An 18,822-nucleotide genomic window follows, 5' to 3' on the forward strand; every position below is an offset into this window, starting at 1 on the left:
TCATGGTTTTGTGAAACAATGTTATCTTCGTGCTCTGATCGTTGGCAATTTCAAGCGGAATCAGACCAGATTTTGATCGGCCCAAGGGCGCAGCACTGGTTTCGCTATTGTGATCCCTTTTGTAGAACCGGAATGCAACTGATTGATTCGCGCCAAAAGCTGCGAGTCAACCCGGGCAATGTCATGACATGTCCCGTGGATTTTGATCCCCGAGCTCGACAGACCTCGGGTGAGGCCTGGTTGTGTCGACGCTGGTCGAGGGGCAGAAAATCCGTAAGCGTTAAGGCTCTCCGTCTTCGATTGGGCACTCGTCAGAAGACCTGCGCGATGTCAGCGCACAATGCTTTATGAGACGCGGCGTATGGAGGGCGCCTTAACGGTGCCGGGCAATCGATGGGCCCCATCTTACCCTTGGGTTGGTGGTGGTAGACAAACGTCCTCCAGCCTCGCTCTGAAAGGTGTTGTGGTCTGGCGTCTTGCCTCGACAGGATCTCAGCGCGGGGGTAACCCGCTTGTGCTGCCGGGTTCTCACAACTTGGAAGGCTTCTGGGGCGCACCCCTGCTCTTTGCCGGTCTTGCTTGGCGCGGCGCGTTGGTGTCGGCTGCTGACGGGCGCCAGCCTCCGAGTGGGGTCGGTGTGCGAAAGCCCCTTGCCATGAGGGTGCATGGAGAAGCGATGCGTCTTGTGTGTACACGACGGTCCAAGTGCTTCGGCCATGATCTGTCGTTGTCTTTCTTCATTCATTCCGAAAGCCCTTTTGTTTGGGCCTTCCGCATGGTGGTATTGCAGCACATGTATATGCCGATGGAATTCAGTTGGTATTTCGTTTTCTTTTGGTAGAATCGCAATGCAAGACACCGGCAAAAGAAAACTTTATATATATTAATTATATTAAGATATTTTTTGATAAATTTATATTTTAATTCAAAAATTAATATCATGAATAATATAAAACGAATGCCGAAATGTTCTGCCCGAAAAGTAATTTTCTGTTTAAAAACAGATATTTACAATTATTTTTGGGAAGGTATATAAAGCACTGTATATTTCTTCTTGTGGCGCTGCTTTTCACCAATTAAACCCACTTACGGAGCTCTGCGGCCGCCGTATTTGAATCGCATCCTGTGGGATTCATCTGGGGGGTCGGTTGTGGAGCGACACGTAATCGTTTTTAGGGCACGCCGCTGCGTCCCTGAACCTAAAAGGAAGCTACACTTATGGCGTTCAATCTAAGCGCATTGACTGCACAACAGCAGGCTGCGGCAATCTATATCGGTTATTATGATCGCGCACCGGATCCGTATGGCATGGACTTTTGGGAGGGCGCAGTCGCAAACCCGGTCGTGCCGCTTGTGGATATCGCAACGTACTTTGCGGCCCAGGAAGAAACATATGCAGTGCACCCGTTCTTTGTTGAGCCGTCGGCTGCTGCTGCAAACGCGTTCATTTCCGAGCTGTATCTGAACCTGTTCAACCGTACGCCCGATGCGGCTGGTCTGAATTTCTGGAGTGAAGTTCTGCAGGGGTCGATCGCCGGTACAAACGCGTTCTCGGTTGGTGAAATCATCCTCGAGATCATCCAGGGTGCCCAGAACACTATCGAAGGTCAGGACATCACGACGCTTCTGAACAAGATCGAAGTTGCAAACGCCTGGACGGCGCAAGCCATCGAAGTTGGCCTGACCGAGCCGAATTCCTATGGCGACAGCGAGATCGCACAGAACAGCGCCAAGTCGATCATCGACAACGTGACTTCCGCATCGTCCACGGTAGATGCCGCTAAGGCAGTGATCGTCACCGCATTTGACGGACTCTTCCCAGGTGTGACTGTCGATCTAACGCCGCAGGCAGATATCGTCGAACTGACACGTGGTAGCGACACCGTGACCGGTGTGGTTCTCGAGCTCAGCATCGGCGACACCATCATTGACCCGTCGACCACCGACGCTGACGTGCTGAATGTCGAACTGATCGAAGACGTTGCTTCCAACGTGACTGTCCAGAACATTGAAACCGTTGTTCTCAACGCACTGTCCGGCGACCGTACAATCGATGTGACCAACTGGGATGGCATCAAGACCTACCAAGTTGTTGGTGAAGGCGACGTTACACTGGTCGACGTTCAGACAACCGGCCCGTCCTACGAGTTTGCTGGAACTGTCGGCACAAACATGACCGTGAGCATCAACGATCTCGCAACCACCGGCCTTGCAGACGAAATCAGCGTCAAGCTGTCCGATGGTGTGGCCGGCGGTGTGTTTACACTGACGCCCGCAACAACCGTTGAAACAGTCCGCATCATCTCGAACGGTACTGCCGAAAACGTGATCACAGATGTGGTTGGCGCAAATATCCGTACACTGATCGTCGAAGGTGATGCAGCGTTCGAAAACGCGAACGCATTTGCAAGCACAATAACGACCGTCGATGCACGTTACGTGTCGACCGCCGACATCCACTCTGTTGGTGCTACGACCATCCTGACCGGTGCGGGCAATGACCTGATCACACTGGAAAACGCACTGACCAACAGCTCTGCTATCAGCATGGGTGCGGGCGCAGACAACTTCTTCATGAAGAACTCCACCGGCGGTGCTCAGGCAGAACTGATTGGTATGGAAGTCATCAGGACGCTCGACGCTGCCGACACGAACATCGACATGGCAAAATCGACCGCCACGCCCGAGTTCAACATCGCAGGCGGCTCGACGAGCATCACGCTGTCGAACCTGATCAACGGCACGTCTGTTCGCACATCCGATCTGTCTACAAGCGGCAACATCTCCATCGGATACCGCAACTCGGTGACCGACGCAGCTGTCGTTGTGGACTTGGAGACCCAGCACGATGCGGCTGATGATGCGATCAGCTTCACAAACGTCTCTGACGTCACGCTGAACGTGCAGAACGGTCTCTATGCCGTTGGCGGTGGCGCTGCCCCGACAGTGACACTGGACGACACGTCGCTTGCGGCTGGCGTTGTGTCCGACGTTGTCACATCGCTGACCGTCAACAACATTGGTGTTGCGACAAACGGTACGGATAACGTTGTCTTGGGTGACATTGCGTCCTCCTCACGTCTGGAAACGCTGAACCTCAACGCAACCGGCGCAGCCGTGACTGTTGGGACTCTTGCCGAAGCAGAAGCGTTCACAAACCTGAACATCGATTCGACAGGTGGTGAAGTCACAATGGGTGCCATCGGTGGTGCTGCTGCATCGACCGGTCTGTCCTCGATCAACGTGACCGCAACCGAGGACGTGTTCCTGGGTGCAGTCGCTGCGAACAACATCGGTGGTGTGAGCAATGTCACGCTGGCCGCTGCAAATGGCGACATCACAGGTCTCGTTCTGACAAACGATGCCGGCAACATCGACACGGTCACACTGTCGGGTGATGGTTCGATTGATGCGACATTCAACACCGTTCTGCTGGGCTCCGGCACTGCAGGTTCCACACGTGCCATCAACTCCACGAACACCGGCTCGGTCAACCTGACCGTCAGCAACGCGGCGGCAAGTGGCGCGGGTACTGTGGTCACACTGGGCGATGGCTCAAATACTGTCACACTGCTCTCGAGCATGAATGACGCTGTAACTGGCGGTGCAGGCAGTGATACTGTCAACCTCGGCGCTGGTGCAAATGGTCGGGTTGGAACCAACAGTGTCGATCTGGGCGATGGTACGGACGTTCTGAACTTTGATATTGCCGGTGCTGCAGAAGCGAACGGTATCATCATCAATATCGGGACAAGCGATGCGTTCCTGAACGGTGCAAGTGGCGCGACCGCAAGCGCAAGCAATCTTGTTGGCGCACTGACAGCCTACGCACGCTCCAACGACACCGGGAACATCGGCTCCGGAATGGTCACGACTTTCTCGGGCGTCGAACGCTTTGTGGGTACCGACCAGGCTGACATCATGATCTCCGGTGCAACCGGTGCAAACATGAACGCTGCAGCTGGTGACGACGAAATCTTGGGCGGCAGCGGTGCTGATACCATCACCGGTGGTGAAGGTCAGGACTCGATCAATGCTGGCGGCGGTGACGATATCATCAACCTGACCAGCCAAGCAGCTGATGGCACCGATGACATCAATGGTGGCTCGGGCGTTGATACAATCGTGATCGGCGGCGGTTCGTCCTTCGTGTTCTCCACGGCAGACAGCAAGCTGCAGAACGTTGAAAACGTCACTCTGGGTTCTGGTTCTTCGGTAACGCTGACCGGCCAGACAGAAGGCTTCAACATCACCGCTGGTGGTGGCGACGAGACCATCATTTCCGGTTCCGGCGATGACGTCATCAATGGTGGCCTTGGAAACGACTTCATCCAAGCAGCAGCGGGTGCCGACGTCATCAACGGTGGCGCAGGTTCCGATACCGTGTCTTATGCGGACATCACAGGTCTGACATCGCATGGCGAGACAGCCATTACTGGTATGGCTGTCAACTTCAGCGGTGAATCGGTTGCAGATGCGGACATCACGACCGTCATGGGTGGTACCGTTGCTACTGGTAACCTTGACCCGAATAATCTTTTGGCATCGGGTACTGTTCAGTATTTGTCTGCCGCAAAAGGTGCGACTGCTGACGATTATTCAGTTGATACAGTGACGTCGATTGAAGGCTTCGTTGGTTCTGCACTGAACGACTACATTGTTCTGGGTGCAGATGCTGTGACTGTGGATGCAGGTGCAGGTGACGACGCTATCTTTAGCGGAACTGCGACTGATAACATCAATGCAGGTTCTGGCGATGACAGAGTCTTCATCAGTTCGTCTTCTGACCATGGCGCAGCCGAAACCATCGAAGGCGGCTCGGGCAACGATGCCATCATTTTCACGTCGGAACTGGGCGAAACCCTTGTTCTGAGTGCAAACGTGACAGGTGTTGAGGTTGTTCAGTTGACAGAAATCGATGGCACCACGGCAACAACGACCAACGAAAACATCGACGCAAGTGCTCTGACCTACGGTCTAACCATTGTGGGTAACGCCGGTACCAACACACTGACTGGTACAGCATTCGTCGATGAATTCTCTGGTGCAGCGAATGGTGACTACACGTTTGTCGTGAGCGATGGTGATACCGTCACTTCTGGTACTGGTACCGCAGACACGATGGTTGTGAACGCTAATGCTACGTTCACAGATGCTCGATTGGCTGCCGTAGAGGAAGCCCTTTTGGCGTCGGGGGTCGAACTGACAGTTGATCTCAACGACACTGGTACTGCTAACGGCGTCTATGCAGTAACTGGCGTAAACGACGGTGCGACCGAGAAACTCATTGTTACGGGTAATGCTCTCGGTGCCACGACCGTTGTCGATTATGCAGTCGGTGCTGCAGACGAATTGGACCTCACGAACGTCGTCCTTGACTACCGTGGAGGCGCAGGCGTTGACGATGTGGTCGGTACAGCGGCTGCAGACATCATCAGTGGTGGCTTTGGTGATGACTTCATCAACGGTGGAGGCGGTTCTGACTCTTTGACAGGTGGCGATGGAGCCGATACCTTCACGGTTGAAGGTAATGACTCAGAAACAGACATCGTTGTCATCACGGACTACGAACTATCGTTGTTAGCGGCTCAAGTTGACGAGTTGGACGTAATCGGTGATGCGAACATTGCTGATGCGATTGTTGAAGTAACCGCACGTCAAGATATTGGTGGTGGACCTATCACTCGTTCTGATGGTTTGACGATCGAGTCTTTTGAGGTCAGTGCAACTGGTGTGATTACGCTCTACGATAGTAATACAGCACTTGGCACAACAACTGAGGTGTTTGCCCAGACGTCCGCTGATATCATTGCGCTGACGGAAGCATTGCACCTTAATATCGGTGTTGCAAACTTGATTACCTTTGGTCTCGATGCTGATGGTGATGGAGCAGCCGAAAGCACTATTATTGCGGGTACGGACCTTACTGAAACGAACATTGTTCAACTTGTTGGTGTTGCGTTTGGTAACGATCTTGTTACGGCCGCAGCTGCTGATGGAATATTCGTTCTGTAAGGCGAGCAAAACCGCCCATTCCACTTGGGTTCGCAGTTAAAAAACAGAAACCCCCGCTCACAAGGCGGGGGTTTTTCTTTGTGGCGATCAAGGGCCTTGTATCAAGAAAAATAGACAGTGAAGTTTAGTTAACCACAGGAACTCATTTGACCACGATCATCGGCGATTGAAGCCACAGACCAGCATCTACAGCATCTACAGCATGTGTCTGCATACTCGGCTTCATGCGGTTTCCAGACTGTTGCAGCTCAAGTAAAATCGCTATAAACATATTCAAAACAATGGCTTGCGCAAATCTGCGCAAAGGAATTTTGGTGACTTCCGACGTTGTTGGACCACCGCTTTCCATCCACAAACCCGAAGAAGGAGATATCCATGCCGATGATCAAGATTGATGGCACTGACTATGATACCGAAACACTTTCCGAAGCAGCGAAAGCGCAGCTGATGAACCTGCAGGTTGTCGATCAGAAGATTGCTGCCACACAGCAGGAACTTGCGATCCAGCAGACTGCCCGGAATGCCTATGCCCAGGCGCTTCAGGCTGAACTGGCCAAACAGAACTGATCAGAACAACCTGATCGAGAGGGTAGGGGCTGGTGCCCCTGCCACGCCAAGTTTCAACATTGATTGATCAACGTTTCGTTGTTGTCAGTCCAAGCCACAGTACATCTCAATGTCCGATACACCCGGCGATCACGGTCTGGCCGATCTCACTGACGTGCCTTACGAGATCAAGAAATGGCTTTTTGAGTATCAGATCATCAGTGGTGACATAGATCGTCTAAATGGTGAACTGGAGCGTATAATTTCAACCCTGAGGGGAAGTCAGATTGGTCAGGAGTAGAGGTCATCAGATCGAGATAGGTGGACGTTGTGCTCGTCCACGGCAAAAAGACTGACTGTTTATCAGAAAGATGCCTTGCGATGCAGCATGGACGTGAGTGCTCCTCTCGCATTTGTCCATGAATTCCATACCCTGATTGTGTCTGATCATTCAACAGGAACAGATCACTTCAACATTTTAATAGGCTTTTTAGTGATCAGATGCGGCCATCTGTTTTGATACAAATCTGATCCACGATATAAATGATTTCTGTTTTTTGTATGCTCTTATTTGTTCAAACCATATGTTCCTTATTCAAAAAAATCGAGGTGCATATAATTTTAATTTCTTGAACTCTGAGTAAGGGCTGAAAAATAAGCCCCCACCTTTTGAGTGGGGGCTTTGGTAGGCTTACCTGAAAATCCATTCTTGCGGATGAATCTACATCAATTGGGATCAGCCAATCAGGATGGTATTGGCTGCGGCCGTCGTATCCAGTGCAATGATATCCGTCACACCTACCAACTGTATCACGTCGTCGGTCGCAACATCCGCGGCGCCGTTCCCGTCGGTTGCGGACACGACATAGGTGTTGCCGCCGAATTCAAAGGCGATTGCATATTCTGCGACGTCCGCTGCATCGGTGCCGACAGTGGTCTCGTAGGATGCCAGAACCAGCTCGGCAACATCAATCCACTCGCTCAGGGTGTTGATGGCAGCGCGGTCTTCGGTGCTTCCGCTGAGGGTCAGGATACCGTCGGTCACAATGGCCAGCAGGTCGCCCGAAACCAGGTTCCCAGCTGCGTCGGCCGTGTGAACTTCTACTGTGTCGCTGGCAAGGATGTCGGCACCAACCGAGAGAATGGCGTCGGCATCCGCGGTACCAACGTCATCATTGGAGCTATCGAGCACCAGTGTGTCGTTTTCAAGGGCAGCGGCGGCCGCCTGGTAGTCCAGAATGGAGTCCATATCTGTTTCGGTCGAATCCCCGGTTGCAAAGATGAACTGGTCGTCGCCCGCTCCACCGCTCAGTTCATCAGCACCAGCACCACCGGTCACCTGGTCGTTACCGTCGTCCATGCTGATTTCGTCAGCAAAGCCAGAGCCGGTGAAGACATCGTCACCGTCGCCGCCAGTCGCGACCACGCCTTGTGTGGCGTTAGCCAGGCTAACGGTCACACCACCGGTAGAGCCAGAGGCGTTGAAGGTATTCAGCGCGGTGAAGTTGCTGGCTTGTTCAACCACGCTGGTTGCGAGTTCGGCGATGACGTTGATTGTCGAGAGTCGATCACCGCTTTCGACGTTCAATACAAAGTTTTCACCACCGTTAAGGGTGTTATCTTCGTCGACAAGCGAGTCGGTTGTTGTGAAGTTCAGGGTTTCAACGAAGTCGAGGTCTACGTCCACCTGAACAGTGTCAGCAGCAGCACCGTCGAAATCGGCATTGATTTCGAGGTTAACCACATCGCTGTTCCGGCCAGCGCCCGATGCGCCGTCAACTGCAACAATGATGCTATTCCCGCTGTCAATGTCGCCACCATTAGTCAGAAGATCAAGCGAAATGGTGGAATTGTTGGCAACGGTCAAAGTGCGGTCAGCTGCAAGCGAGTCGACATCCTCCAGGCTGATCCCATCCAGACCCAGTGTCACAAGGTTGAAGTTGTGACCCAGCAGATCCGTCACGGCCAACTGCTCGAAGTTGTCGAGGGTTGCGCGCTTTGCAGCCGTCGTTGCGATTGTGTTGAGGTTGGCTGACGTCCCGCGCAGGGCGTCAATGCCTTCGCCACCGTCGATAGCATCGGTACCAGCAACGTCAGCGTTGATCGTGGTGATGGTCAGGACGTCGTCGCCAGCACCGAGGTCGACGGACAGGATTTGTTGGGCATCAGAGATGATCGAAACGGTGTCGTCACCAGCACCTGAAGTCATGGATGCAGTGCCTGCAACTGTAGCATTTCTTAGATCGATGGTCAGGTCGTCAGCGCCATCGCCAGTTGTGACAGACAGAGTTTGCAGCGAAGCACCGTTGGTCAGGCTCAGCGTATTGTCGCCGTCGCTCAGGGAAACGGTGGTCACGGCAGCGTTGCTTGCGGTACCGTCAGCCGCCACGACGATGATGTCGTCGTCAGCACCGGTGCTGGTAATATTGGTGTCAGTACCAGCGGTTGAAGCCGTGTTCGTCAGGCTCAGGGTCAGCGCAACACCGGTGGAGTCCACCGTGGTCAGGCCAGCGTACTGAGTGTTCGCTCCCGCGACATCATGGAGATCCAGAGAACCGATCCCAGTGACGGTCAGGGACGACATTGCGATATCATCGTAGTTCGCAACAACGTTGCCATCGTTGTCGGTAATCCGCGCAATGACGCTGTCACCGGTATTCTGGATAGTCACGACTTCAACACTGTTTGCGACTGCAGCGCCATCACCGATCGCGAGAGTGGCCAGAGCGGCATTGGTCGCGACGATAGTCAGTTCATCGGTATCGCCGGACAGATCAACAGCCGTTGCATCGACGTCAACAGTAAAGACGATATCCGATCCGTTGATTATACCAACTGTCGGCAGGACAGTCAGGTTCTCGATCGACAGATTGGCGGTAGATCGGTCGTTCCAGACTTGCTCAACGCCAGCCCAGCCGGAGGCGTTAACAGCGTTGTTGGCACCAGAAGTATCGGCAGTGGTGCGTACGTAGAAGTTTTCCAGGCCCGAGGTGTCGATCAACGCGGCGGTATCGGTCGTCAGCGTGAGGTTCAGGCGGTCGGTGCCACTTCCAGCGGCGATGTTGTCGCCGGTTGTATAGGTTCCGTCTGTACCGATGTAAGTGTCGTTACCAGAGGTACCGGCGACGTTTGAAACGTCAACACCAGTGGTGAGCGTATAGGTTTGACCCGTATAGTTGACGATTTCAGCGGCAGCGTTTGCAAATTCTGCATCTGCCACCGATTTTGCGGTATCTGCGGCAGCCTTGGCCGTGAGGGCTGTTGCCCTGGCCCCAGAAACGTCCGCATCATCAGCAATAGAGAGTGTCGCCGCTGCGGCTGCTTGCACGGCCGTAGCTGCAGTCACCACGGCAGAGGCATCGGCTTGTGCGACTGCTGCAGCTGTCTGTGCTGCCTGCGCAGTTGTGCTGTAGGCGTTGGCGGTTTCCAAGCTGTTGACGGCTGCTTCCGCCAGATCAGCAGCGGTTTGAGCGGCCGTTGCGGCAGCGCTCGAGGTCGCTGCTGCAGCGACGGCAGCATCATAGGTGGTCTTTGCCGCGGTGTACGCGGCTTCGAGAGCGGCTTGCGGATCAAGGTCATCGTTGGTGACAGTGCCGGTGGCGGTCACGTCGGCTGTGAGCTGGGTGCCCGAGAATTTCACCTCGATGGTCTCATCAGCTTCGAAGGCTGCGTCAGCAAGAACCGTCACGGAAACGGTCGCGACGGTCTGGCCTGCAGCGAAAGTGACCACACCAGCCACAGCAACGAAGTCATCGCCCGAAGTAGCTGTGCCGCTGGACAGGGTTTCGTAATTCACGGAAATTGCTTGGGTCGGTGCTTCGTCCAACGTGGCTTTGAACACCAGCACTTTCGTTCCGCTGTCGCCTTCGATGATTGAGGGCGCATCTGCGGTGAGTGTGAATTTCGAGCTGTCTACAAAATCGTCAAAGGTGGTTGTGATGACAGACTTGGCCTCGTCCACGGAAGACGATGCGAATGTCACATCGTTGATGATTGATTTGGCGCTGTTTTGTGCGATTTCGCTGTCGGCATACGAAGTGGCCCCTGTCAGGCCAGCTGCCTCAGCGGCATCCGTCCAGGCGTTTGCGACGTCGATCTTGTTCAGAAGTGTTGTGATGTCCTGACCTGCAGTGGAGTTCTGAGCGCCTTCGATGATCGCAAGAATGATCTCACCCACCGAGAGCGGACCAGTGCCGTCGATCGATTGTTGAAGAACACCGCTCCAGAATTCCAAGCCTGCCATATCAGGGGCGCGGTTGAACAGGTTCAGGTAGAGCTCGGAAATGAATGCATTTGCAGCGCTTGCCGATGGTGCGACAAAAAACGGATGCACGGCATAGGTTTCGTCTTGGGCTGAAAAATATGTGGCGATATCCACGAGTGAGACAATTGGATTTGTGACCGCTGATTCCCAGAAGTCCATGCCATATGGATCGGGGGCACGATCATAATACCCGATATAGATTGCTGCCGCTTGTTGTTGTGCGGTCAGGGTGTTCAGATTGAAAGCCATGGTTCAGTTTCCTTTTGGTGGAGGGGCATAATGGCACCCTGTAGAACGATTTCATGTATCTTCCCATTCACGCCCAGAGAGCGTGTCACGCGAAAATTCCATTCGCTTTTGCAGATGGAGGGGTCAACTGTCGTAAGGATTTAATTGATGGTGGGCTGCATCACAAGAGAAATGTACAGTGTTTTATATACCATACCTTAAAATTCACTAAATAATTGTTTTAAAAAGAAAAATGTGAATTTTTGTGGTAATCTCTTTAAGTCACTATATTGAAGAAACTCATTTTAAGACCAAAATTGAAAAATAAATATATTTATAATATACTTTATTATTTATGATATATCTTTTTATTTTAAGCTCGTTGAGCTCACCGTGAATCAGTGCGGGTCGCCGGGCTCCGAGATTCTTGCCGCTCCATCCATTCGGCACCTGAAGATTCCGAAATATAGAAACTTGAAGCAGGTCCATCAGGTATCGTTGTGTTCGGATTGACAACAGGCAGATCGATCCGATTCCCAGCATATCCGCGTTTTTGGGAACCCTCTCACCTGTGGCGCTTTGCCGGATCGCAGAATGTTTCCGGTCTCAGGCGTGAGATATTTCCTCATCCATTTTTTTGGGAGTGGCTTTGCGCATGGATTGCTCTTCCAGCTCGAGGTGGTGCACGCTCTGACAGCTGGAGGCGAGGATGGCATCCATGCGGCAGCCGCCTTCGACATCTGCGTCCCTCAGCCATCCATCGCACCGATTTGCTGGCGCTCGGGATGCACCTGACCTTGCCTCTGCTCAGGCCCAGGAGCCGCCCATCGCGCTCTGTGAATGCCTGTGTTTCAGCCGCACTGACATTGCCGATCGTTCCATGTCTCGCAGATGACGCGTCGTCCCACTCCGGCAAGCTCGGCCGCGAAATCGATTTGGTTAGGGCAACATCTCGTAAAACTGGATTTCACCGTAAGAACATTGTAATGCATCGCGCGACAACCCGATGCTTTCCCAGCCACGTTCGATGGGGGGTGTTGTTCCAGATCAGCGTCTGGCTTGAGGTCTTCGACCCTGTTCGGACCGGGCTGTTAAAGGACCTGCAGTGCCGGCACACGTGCCTCGTTGAGGAGGCTGCAGAATGAGTGTCGAACTCATTGAGGCGTTCGATTGTGGTATGTTTACCAAGGGGCAACTCTATGAGAACCGAATGTCTCATATGGTTGACCCCGTTGAGCCGGTTTTGAGATCTTCATAATTTTGACAGCGATGATAGGACATAAATGTGTGAAGTCTATCGAAAGATTTTTGTTTGTGGAAATATATGTAAAAATGTGGTATTTACAATTTATCTTCGTAGCAACATATCTTTTAGCCGAAGCAGCGATACAATATCCGTTCGGATATTACAGTATGCGGTAAAAAGGTGCCTGATCGATGAAGAATACAAGTATCCTACTGGTTGATGATCACCAGTTGATATTGGAGTTGATTTCCGAAAGTCTGGAAGCCACCAAAGCATTTTCTGTGACATGCGCAGCATCTTTGGAGCAGGCGATCCAAGAAATAACAGAAAAAGACAATTTCGATATCGTCATGCTGGATATCGTTTTGCCTGAGGCTGTGGGTCTTCAGGAAGTCAAAAAGATTGTTGATTTGAATGCAAACGGTCGGGTTGTCATCTTTTCTGGTACTGTGTCTGAGACTTTTGTACAGAATTGTCTGGATGTTGGCGTCTCTGGCTTTATCCCCAAAACATTTTCGGTTGATGCGCTTTCCAGCGCCTTGAAGTTCATTGCGACAGGTCAGAAGTTTGTCCCGGCGAATTTCTTCACCTTCGGGGGTGGTCGGATCGGCAAGGACAGCTACGGGATCGGCGGGGGCGAGTTCGAGGTTCTCAAGAAACTTGCAGAGGGTCTCTCGAACAAGGACATCACCAATATCCTGAGCCTGCCTGAAACAACTGTCAAAATGCGGGTGCGATCGATCTGCCACAAGCTGGGTGCGGAAAACCGGACACAAGCTGTCTTGATCGCTCAGAAGAGTGGGCTGGTTTGAGCTCCAAGGATCGGATTATGCCATCTGGCTGATGAGCCCCATGGGGTTTTGGAGCGAGCTTGCATGTCGTGAGATATTTTTTGAACCCGAGTTTCGAAAAGAAGATCAACCATCCAGAGGATTTGTGCCTGCAGATTCAGCTGGCATTTGGTGCAAGATGGTTTTCATTTGATAACACGTATCGTGCAGGATGGGATGAAGAGTGTTGGTCAGGGCATGTAGTTCCAGAGCATCATGCGTGCGACAGCCGGCTTCGATGAGCCTGAGTTCCTTGGCGAGGGCTTCTGCCCCCATGACTTCGCATATACCGACGCATTTATGCGCGAGATCTTCCGACGTCTTCATGTTGTTGGCTTGTAAATGTGCGCGGAGCAGTTCGAAATCCCGTGTGAGCTGGGCTTCAAAGTCAGGCAGATATTTCTTCTCGAGATTCGGGCCTGTCGAGTCAGCAACCGAGACAAAGGACTTCAGGTTTATCAACATGTTGCGTGCAGGCATGACGCCAATATCCCTTCTTTATTTCTCCAATAGCCACAGAGGGCTCGAACCAAGCAACGCATGACCAGAGAGTTGGTTCCAGAAAATTGCACAGCCGGGGCAGGTGAATTTTCCGGGCAACGGCAACAAGATGCTGCAAGCACCAACCGACTGATTGCAGCGACCTGTGCGATCGCATCTTTACCCGTAGCTTTGCTTCTGCGCGCCGTACATGCCGGCATAGAGCCCTTCCTGCGCCAGGAGGTCGGCATGAGTACCCTGTTCGACGACGCGACCCGCATCCAGCACGTAGATCCAGTCGGCATGGGTGATGGCCGACAGGCGGTGCGCGACGATGAGTGTGGTCTTTCCTTCTGACAGCCGGTTCAGCGCGCGTTTGACCTTGTCCTCGGTTTTCTGGTCCAGCGCCGACGTGGCCTCGTCCAAGAGCAGGATCGGGGATTCCCGCAAAAAGGCGCGGGCAATGGCGATGCGCTGTTTCTGACCCCCCGACAGCTGGCTGCCTTTGGGGCCCAACGGCTTGTCGCCGCGCGCCTCCATCAGCTCGGCGATTTCGGCGGCCTCGGCCGCGGCGCGCACCTGCGCGTCGGTGGCGTCAGGGCGGACGTAGCGGATGTTGTCGGCCAGCGAGCTGTTGAAGATCACGATATCCTGCGCCACCACTGAAAACGACGAGCGCAGCGCCCGGATCTTGAGACGGTCGATGCGCGTGCCGCCGATGGTCACCTGGCCCCCTTGCGCATCATAAAGCCGGGTCAGCAGGCTGAGCACCGTGGTCTTGCCCGACCCGGTGGCACCCACGATGGCCGTCACCTTGCCACCGTCAAAGCGCATCGACAGCGTATCGAAGAGCGGGTGATCGCTGTCGTAGCAGAAGGTGACATCCTCCAGCGCGATATCGCCGGCGCGGTCGAACGCCTCATGCGCATCCGGGGCGTCGGTGATGCTGGGCGTTTCGCGGTAGAGGCTGCGGATGCCATCGAGCAGGATCAGGTTGGCCTGCAGCTTGGCAAAGAAGCTCGCAAGCGTGCGCGCCGGATCGAAGATCAGGGCCAGCCCCAGCAGGTAGGCGATGATCCCCGCCCCATCGAGGCCGAAATCCCCCGACAGCACCATCCAGCCGCCGCCACCGATCACCAGCACGTAGACAAAGGCCGCCATCATGTCGATCGCAGGCATCACCAGCGCCTGGGCCGATTGCAGCCGGATCGAGATGTTGCGGATCTGGTCGGTGGCGCGGACCAGCCGCGCGCGCTCGACCGGCTCCTGCCCGGCGATCTTGACCGTGCGCATGCCCGACGACATCTCGTCGATGCCGGTCATGTAGGCGCCAAGCGCGTTTTCCGCCGTCGCCTGGATCTGCTTGATGGTCGAGGACACGTGCTGCAACAGCAGCAGGATCGTTGGCAGGATGATCAGGGCCGCCGTGAACAGCAGCGGCGACTTGTAGATCAGGTAGCCCGACACGATCAGGATGGTGGCGGCATCGCGCACCGCGTTCACCGTCGCCTGACCCACGAACTGGCTCAGCCCCTCGGCCTGGTTGACCAGCCGCAGGATCAGCTCACCGGACTGGGTGCGTTCGAAAAACGCCAGGTCCAGCGTCATCAGGTGGTCGATCAGATCACGGCGCATTTTCATCACCGCACCCGAAGCCAGCCAGACCGACAGCCGCGGAATGAGATAGGACATCACAGCCCGGGTGGTGAACAGCGCAAAGACGATGCCGCAGACCCGCACGAGGTCGGACAATGCACCGCTCTCGAAGATCACCCTGAGCCCGTCTTCGGTCAGCGCCAGGAACTGCTGGTAGACGATGCCCTGTACGGTGATCATGCCCAGTACGAGAAACAGCCAGGGCGTCTTGGATTTCAGGTATTCATGCCAGAACCACGAGATGTTCGCGCGGTCCAGTTCGCTGAACATGGGCCGCTTTTCAGGTCTCTGCCCATCGGGACGGATTCTGGAGAAGGGGTTGGACACGGCCATGCAAGCACCTGGATTGATCTTGGGGCGGCATCTACAGGGAATCTTGGGGCGGGTCAGCACTTGAATTTGTCCCGCAGGCTGCAAACTGCCCGACTCCAGGACTGGTCAGAACGCCCAAAGAGCTTCCTCTGGATAAGTGGTGGACTGCAAATCAGAGTCATATTTTCTGATGCGCCGGTAAAGAGCACAAAGATAGTCATGAATAAAAAGAACAAAAAATGATATTTAAAGATATAAAATATCTTCAGTAGTGAGGGCTAAATATATCTCAATTTATAGTTATTTGTAAATTAGGATACAATATTGAAAATAAATGAAAAAATGTGCAACACAACAGCAACGAGGGGTGGAAATAGAAAATGAATTAATTAAAACAGAATTGAAGTCTGTTAGTCTTGACAGGTAAAATTTGATGAGGTCAGCCATGGAATACCATGCGGCATACAGGGTCGAATTGATCGACTGCCAGCCCATGCCCGATGCATGCAGGCAGGTGATCTGTGCTGCAGAGATGGAAAAAAATGCTGTTCTGAACATCCGCAATCCTTCCGCCACGAAAAAGAACATCAACTCTGCGCTCTGCGAAGGCAGGGCTGTCTGCACTGTGCCGCCCGGCATGCCCCTCGCGCTGGCCCTCAGCAGGGTTGATATCGAAGCCACACCTCAGGAGGGCCTGTCGGTTTCTCCCAACATCTGGAGACATACGTGGAAGCATTGATTCATAAAGTTGCGCTTGCACGATTGGAGCTGGACCCACATTCTGCAGGCGTGTCGCCTGGAGATACTGTCATGCTTCTGTGCGATGCTGACGAGGTTGTTTCGGCCTATGTGAGCCTCCCGTCGCGCCTGCCATTTGGTCTGGGCAAACGGCGTCGGCGGCGTCTTGGAGTGCTTGACATGCAATCTTCTCGCATGCTGGTGCCCGCACTGGAGCGGCAAGCCCCTCTGCGTGTTCGCGTGGTTGAGATCGAGTTTCCCCATCTCAACCGAAACAGGCTGAACACCGTGTACATCTCCGTTTGGGGCAAGCGGTCCGATCTCATCCCAAGAGAAAATCCCATGGCCCGGATATTTTCCAGAAGCCGCATAAATGATCCGATGCCGAGCCCATCGACCCCTGCACGCCTGGGATCGTGATGACAGTCCTGATGATCTGAACATGCAAAATCAATCTGGGATTGTCGCCTTTCGGCAGTCTGCTCCACATGCTGAAGACCTTGGACGTATCTGTTCTGAAGAGAAAATTGCTGCCGTCATATGTGATGTCGATGTGCGACATCAGTCGCGTCTGCGATATGTGGGACACCAGTGGAAAACCACGTCCCCTTCCTCTTTGCGCAGCCATGGCGCTCGGAGATGCGCAGGATGGTTGCCATGACGCTTGGGCAAAGTCCCGCACTCGGAGCCTTGATGCCGGGGGTCTTCGGAACTGCCATTCGCGTCGGACAAAGCTGATTGGAGTCTGAAATGGAAAGAGCCCCTGTTCAAGTCTGTGGAGACAGATCAGTGACGGAATCCGCCACCATGGAATATCTGTCGGGTCAGATCATGGCCCAGAACACCCTGATTCATGTCTTGTTCGGCGAGTGTGTGATTGACGATCCGGAAGATGGGCTTGGGTTGCGCGACGCGCTGACCGCTGCCCTTCGAAACGTGCGTCGCAGCAACGATGGGTCTGGTGACGAGCAGCTGGGATGTATCGAAATTCTTGAAGAGGCGATCGAAGCCCTTGAGTGCATGCGGCTGGATCCTGCCCGCAAATGAGATCTGCGGGCCGATTTTCCGTGGGGGATCGGTGCAAAAGGACATGCGGGAGCGCCGATGACTGATCTTTGCAAGGAAGATGAGAAGGGCATGCCGGTCCCTGTCGACCAGAGCCGCACACACATGCGCGTGTCGCGCACGGTCGGCATGTTGGTGCGGGGTGCACAAAAGATTGGCCCGGCCAATCTGGCGGTCACCTCGTCGAAAAATGCGCGCGCATCGATGCGGATCGCAAACACCGATCGGGACCACAAGAAAGACATTCATCAAATTGTCGGAGACAATTCAGTGACCCAATCCATAAACACTGAGTACCTGTCAGGCCAGGTGATGGCCCAAAAAATCCTGATTCACGTCTTGTTGGGGGAAAGGGTGATTGCCGATCCGGACAATGGGTTCGCGCTGTACCATATGCTGGCCGCAGCCCTTCAAGTCACGCGCGGTGGCAAGGATATGTCGGAAGATGTAAAACAGGGATACATCAAGATTTTCGAAGAGGCGATCGATGCTCTTGAGTTCATGCGATCCGATCCCGTGCGCACATGATCTGCTGTAAATCACCGTGACAAGATCATCATGCCACATTCAAAATATCATATCGACTACCTCAACAGCGTGTTTCAAGCTTTGCCGCAAGGCAATTTGCCGATGACCCTGAGCGAGTATGATGGGTTTGTGACCGGCATTCTTGTCTGTCCTGTCGATGTCGCGCCTTCGGAATGGTTGCCTCATGTCTGGGGGGCGACCCAAGATGCTCATTTTCCGGATCAGCATACGGCAGAGGTGACCATTGACGCCGTGCTTGCGCATTTTGATGTTGTGGCGGCAGATATGGCGAGGTTGGCCCAGATACAGCCAGTTTTTGAAGCCCTCGGGACAGGCAAGCCATGTGTGTGGGAGCCGTGGATTGATGGGTTCATGCGCGCAACCGCGCTGCGACCCGTGGCATGGCAGGCGTTTTTCGAGCAGGCGGATGAGGCTGTGCAGAGCATCATGGCGTTCCTGCAGGCGTTGCATGACATTTATACCGGCAAAAGCCGGCTTTCGTGCTCAGAGATTGATGCGATAGACAGTTCTGCATGTGAAATTATCCCGTCCTGCATCATGCGCATCGCGCGGTGCTCCAGGCCTGACCGGAGTCAGGCTCAAGCAGCCAATGCGCCGAACAAACCAGGCAATTTGGTGTGTTGATCTCCAGGTCCGGATTGGTGATCGTTATGACTTTGTACATCGCGCACGCGTCTTGAACGGTACATACCACCCCGACATGCCGTGCCTCGATTGGGGTGTTGGCGATGCTGGGTGCATATTGTGGAGCGCAACACTCAGCCGCGGATTGCGCCGTCAGTCTGGCTGCAGGATGCGGGTGTGACACGGTGACCGTCAGCCCCGATTAGCTGAGCCTGTCTGGACCCAAAATCTATTCCAAGGCGCAGACAGGGCTGCGCTGGATCTTGCCT

The 18,822-nt window shown here is 53.9% G+C and carries 13 protein-coding genes; 9 read left to right on the forward strand and 4 right to left on the reverse strand.

Annotated features, from left to right (window positions below):
* Positions 1–1,218: 1,218 nt before the first annotated feature.
* The gene (locus tag IEV82_RS19735; protein ID WP_188483802.1) at positions 1,219–6,015 is read left to right on the forward strand and encodes a beta strand repeat-containing protein; all 4,797 of its coding nucleotides are present in this window, start codon (positions 1,219–1,221) and stop codon (positions 6,013–6,015) included.
* A gap of 142 nt (positions 6,016–6,157) precedes the next feature.
* Here the strand turns inward: IEV82_RS19735 and IEV82_RS19740 are convergent, their stop codons facing one another.
* Complete coding sequence (locus IEV82_RS19740) at positions 6,158–6,364, reverse strand: hypothetical protein (protein ID WP_188483803.1); 207 nt, start codon at positions 6,362–6,364, stop codon at positions 6,158–6,160.
* Positions 6,365–6,390: 26 nt separating this feature from the next.
* Here IEV82_RS19740 and IEV82_RS19745 point away from each other — a divergent pair, with 26 nt between their 5' ends.
* On the forward strand, positions 6,391–6,582 hold the full coding sequence (locus IEV82_RS19745; protein WP_188483804.1) for a DUF6447 family protein: 192 nt from the start codon (positions 6,391–6,393) through the stop codon (positions 6,580–6,582).
* Between the two features lie 109 nt (positions 6,583–6,691).
* A complete protein-coding gene (locus tag IEV82_RS19750) occupies positions 6,692–6,862 on the forward strand; it encodes a hypothetical protein (RefSeq protein ID WP_188483805.1) in 171 nt (56 codons plus the stop codon).
* Positions 6,863–7,297: 435 nt separating this feature from the next.
* On the opposite strand, the gene IEV82_RS19755 is transcribed toward IEV82_RS19750, so the two are convergent.
* Entirely contained in the window at positions 7,298–11,074 is a 3,777-nt protein-coding gene (locus IEV82_RS19755; protein ID WP_188483806.1) for a beta strand repeat-containing protein, read from the reverse strand.
* Positions 11,075–12,490: 1,416 nt separating this feature from the next.
* Between IEV82_RS19755 and IEV82_RS19760 the strand changes: the two genes are divergently transcribed.
* On the forward strand, positions 12,491–13,111 hold the full coding sequence (locus IEV82_RS19760) for a response regulator transcription factor (RefSeq protein WP_188483807.1): 621 nt from the start codon (positions 12,491–12,493) through the stop codon (positions 13,109–13,111).
* A gap of 105 nt (positions 13,112–13,216) precedes the next feature.
* On the opposite strand, the gene IEV82_RS19765 is transcribed toward IEV82_RS19760, so the two are convergent.
* Together IEV82_RS19765 and IEV82_RS19770 are read right to left on the reverse strand one after the other, a co-directional pair.
* Complete coding sequence (locus IEV82_RS19765; RefSeq protein ID WP_188483808.1) at positions 13,217–13,609, reverse strand: hypothetical protein; 393 nt, start codon at positions 13,607–13,609, stop codon at positions 13,217–13,219.
* 180 nt (positions 13,610–13,789) lie between these two features.
* Positions 13,790–15,535, reverse strand: a complete 1,746-nt coding sequence (locus IEV82_RS19770) for an ABC transporter ATP-binding protein (protein WP_188483809.1) — start codon at positions 15,533–15,535, stop codon at positions 13,790–13,792.
* A gap of 487 nt (positions 15,536–16,022) precedes the next feature.
* Here IEV82_RS19770 and IEV82_RS19775 point away from each other — a divergent pair, with 487 nt between their 5' ends.
* The 5 genes from IEV82_RS19775 to IEV82_RS19795 all read left to right on the forward strand — a co-directional run bounded on the left by IEV82_RS19775 (position 16,023) and on the right by IEV82_RS19795 (position 18,553).
* Positions 16,023–16,316 (forward strand): hypothetical protein, encoded by a 294-nt coding sequence (locus tag IEV82_RS19775; protein ID WP_188483810.1) that lies wholly within the window; start codon positions 16,023–16,025, stop codon positions 16,314–16,316.
* Entirely contained in the window at positions 16,304–16,735 is a 432-nt protein-coding gene (locus tag IEV82_RS19780; protein WP_188483811.1) for a hypothetical protein, read from the forward strand. Before IEV82_RS19775 ends, IEV82_RS19780 begins: the two co-directional genes overlap by 13 nt.
* Before the next feature lie 369 nt (positions 16,736–17,104).
* Positions 17,105–17,362 (forward strand): hypothetical protein, encoded by a 258-nt coding sequence (locus IEV82_RS19785; protein WP_229747931.1) that lies wholly within the window; start codon positions 17,105–17,107, stop codon positions 17,360–17,362.
* A gap of 57 nt (positions 17,363–17,419) precedes the next feature.
* Complete coding sequence (locus IEV82_RS19790) at positions 17,420–17,908, forward strand: hypothetical protein (protein ID WP_188483813.1); 489 nt, start codon at positions 17,420–17,422, stop codon at positions 17,906–17,908.
* A gap of 30 nt (positions 17,909–17,938) precedes the next feature.
* Positions 17,939–18,553, forward strand: a complete 615-nt coding sequence (locus IEV82_RS19795; RefSeq protein WP_188483814.1) for a UPF0149 family protein — start codon at positions 17,939–17,941, stop codon at positions 18,551–18,553.
* The last annotated feature ends 269 nt before the right edge of the window (positions 18,554–18,822 follow it).

The sequence above is a fragment of the Marivita lacus genome, from assembly GCF_014637725.1.
Taxonomy (GTDB): domain Bacteria; phylum Pseudomonadota; class Alphaproteobacteria; order Rhodobacterales; family Rhodobacteraceae; genus Marivita; species Marivita lacus.

Coding starts and splice junctions, on each gene's coding strand:
- IEV82_RS19735 (WP_188483802.1), top strand. CDS start 1,219: ATGGCGTTCAATCTAAGCGCATTGACTGCACAACAGCAGGCTGCGGCA.
- IEV82_RS19740 (WP_188483803.1), bottom strand. CDS start 6,364: ATGGAAAGCGGTGGTCCAACAACGTCGGAAGTCACCAAAATTCCTTTG.
- IEV82_RS19745 (WP_188483804.1), top strand. CDS start 6,391: ATGCCGATGATCAAGATTGATGGCACTGACTATGATACCGAAACACTT.
- IEV82_RS19750 (WP_188483805.1), top strand. CDS start 6,692: ATGTCCGATACACCCGGCGATCACGGTCTGGCCGATCTCACTGACGTG.
- IEV82_RS19755 (WP_188483806.1), bottom strand. CDS start 11,074: ATGGCTTTCAATCTGAACACCCTGACCGCACAACAACAAGCGGCAGCA.
- IEV82_RS19760 (WP_188483807.1), top strand. CDS start 12,491: ATGAAGAATACAAGTATCCTACTGGTTGATGATCACCAGTTGATATTG.
- IEV82_RS19765 (WP_188483808.1), bottom strand. CDS start 13,609: ATGCCTGCACGCAACATGTTGATAAACCTGAAGTCCTTTGTCTCGGTT.
- IEV82_RS19770 (WP_188483809.1), bottom strand. CDS start 15,535: ATGTTCAGCGAACTGGACCGCGCGAACATCTCGTGGTTCTGGCATGAA.
- IEV82_RS19775 (WP_188483810.1), top strand. CDS start 16,023: ATGGAATACCATGCGGCATACAGGGTCGAATTGATCGACTGCCAGCCC.
- IEV82_RS19790 (WP_188483813.1), top strand. CDS start 17,420: ATGACTGATCTTTGCAAGGAAGATGAGAAGGGCATGCCGGTCCCTGTC.
- IEV82_RS19795 (WP_188483814.1), top strand. CDS start 17,939: ATGCCACATTCAAAATATCATATCGACTACCTCAACAGCGTGTTTCAA.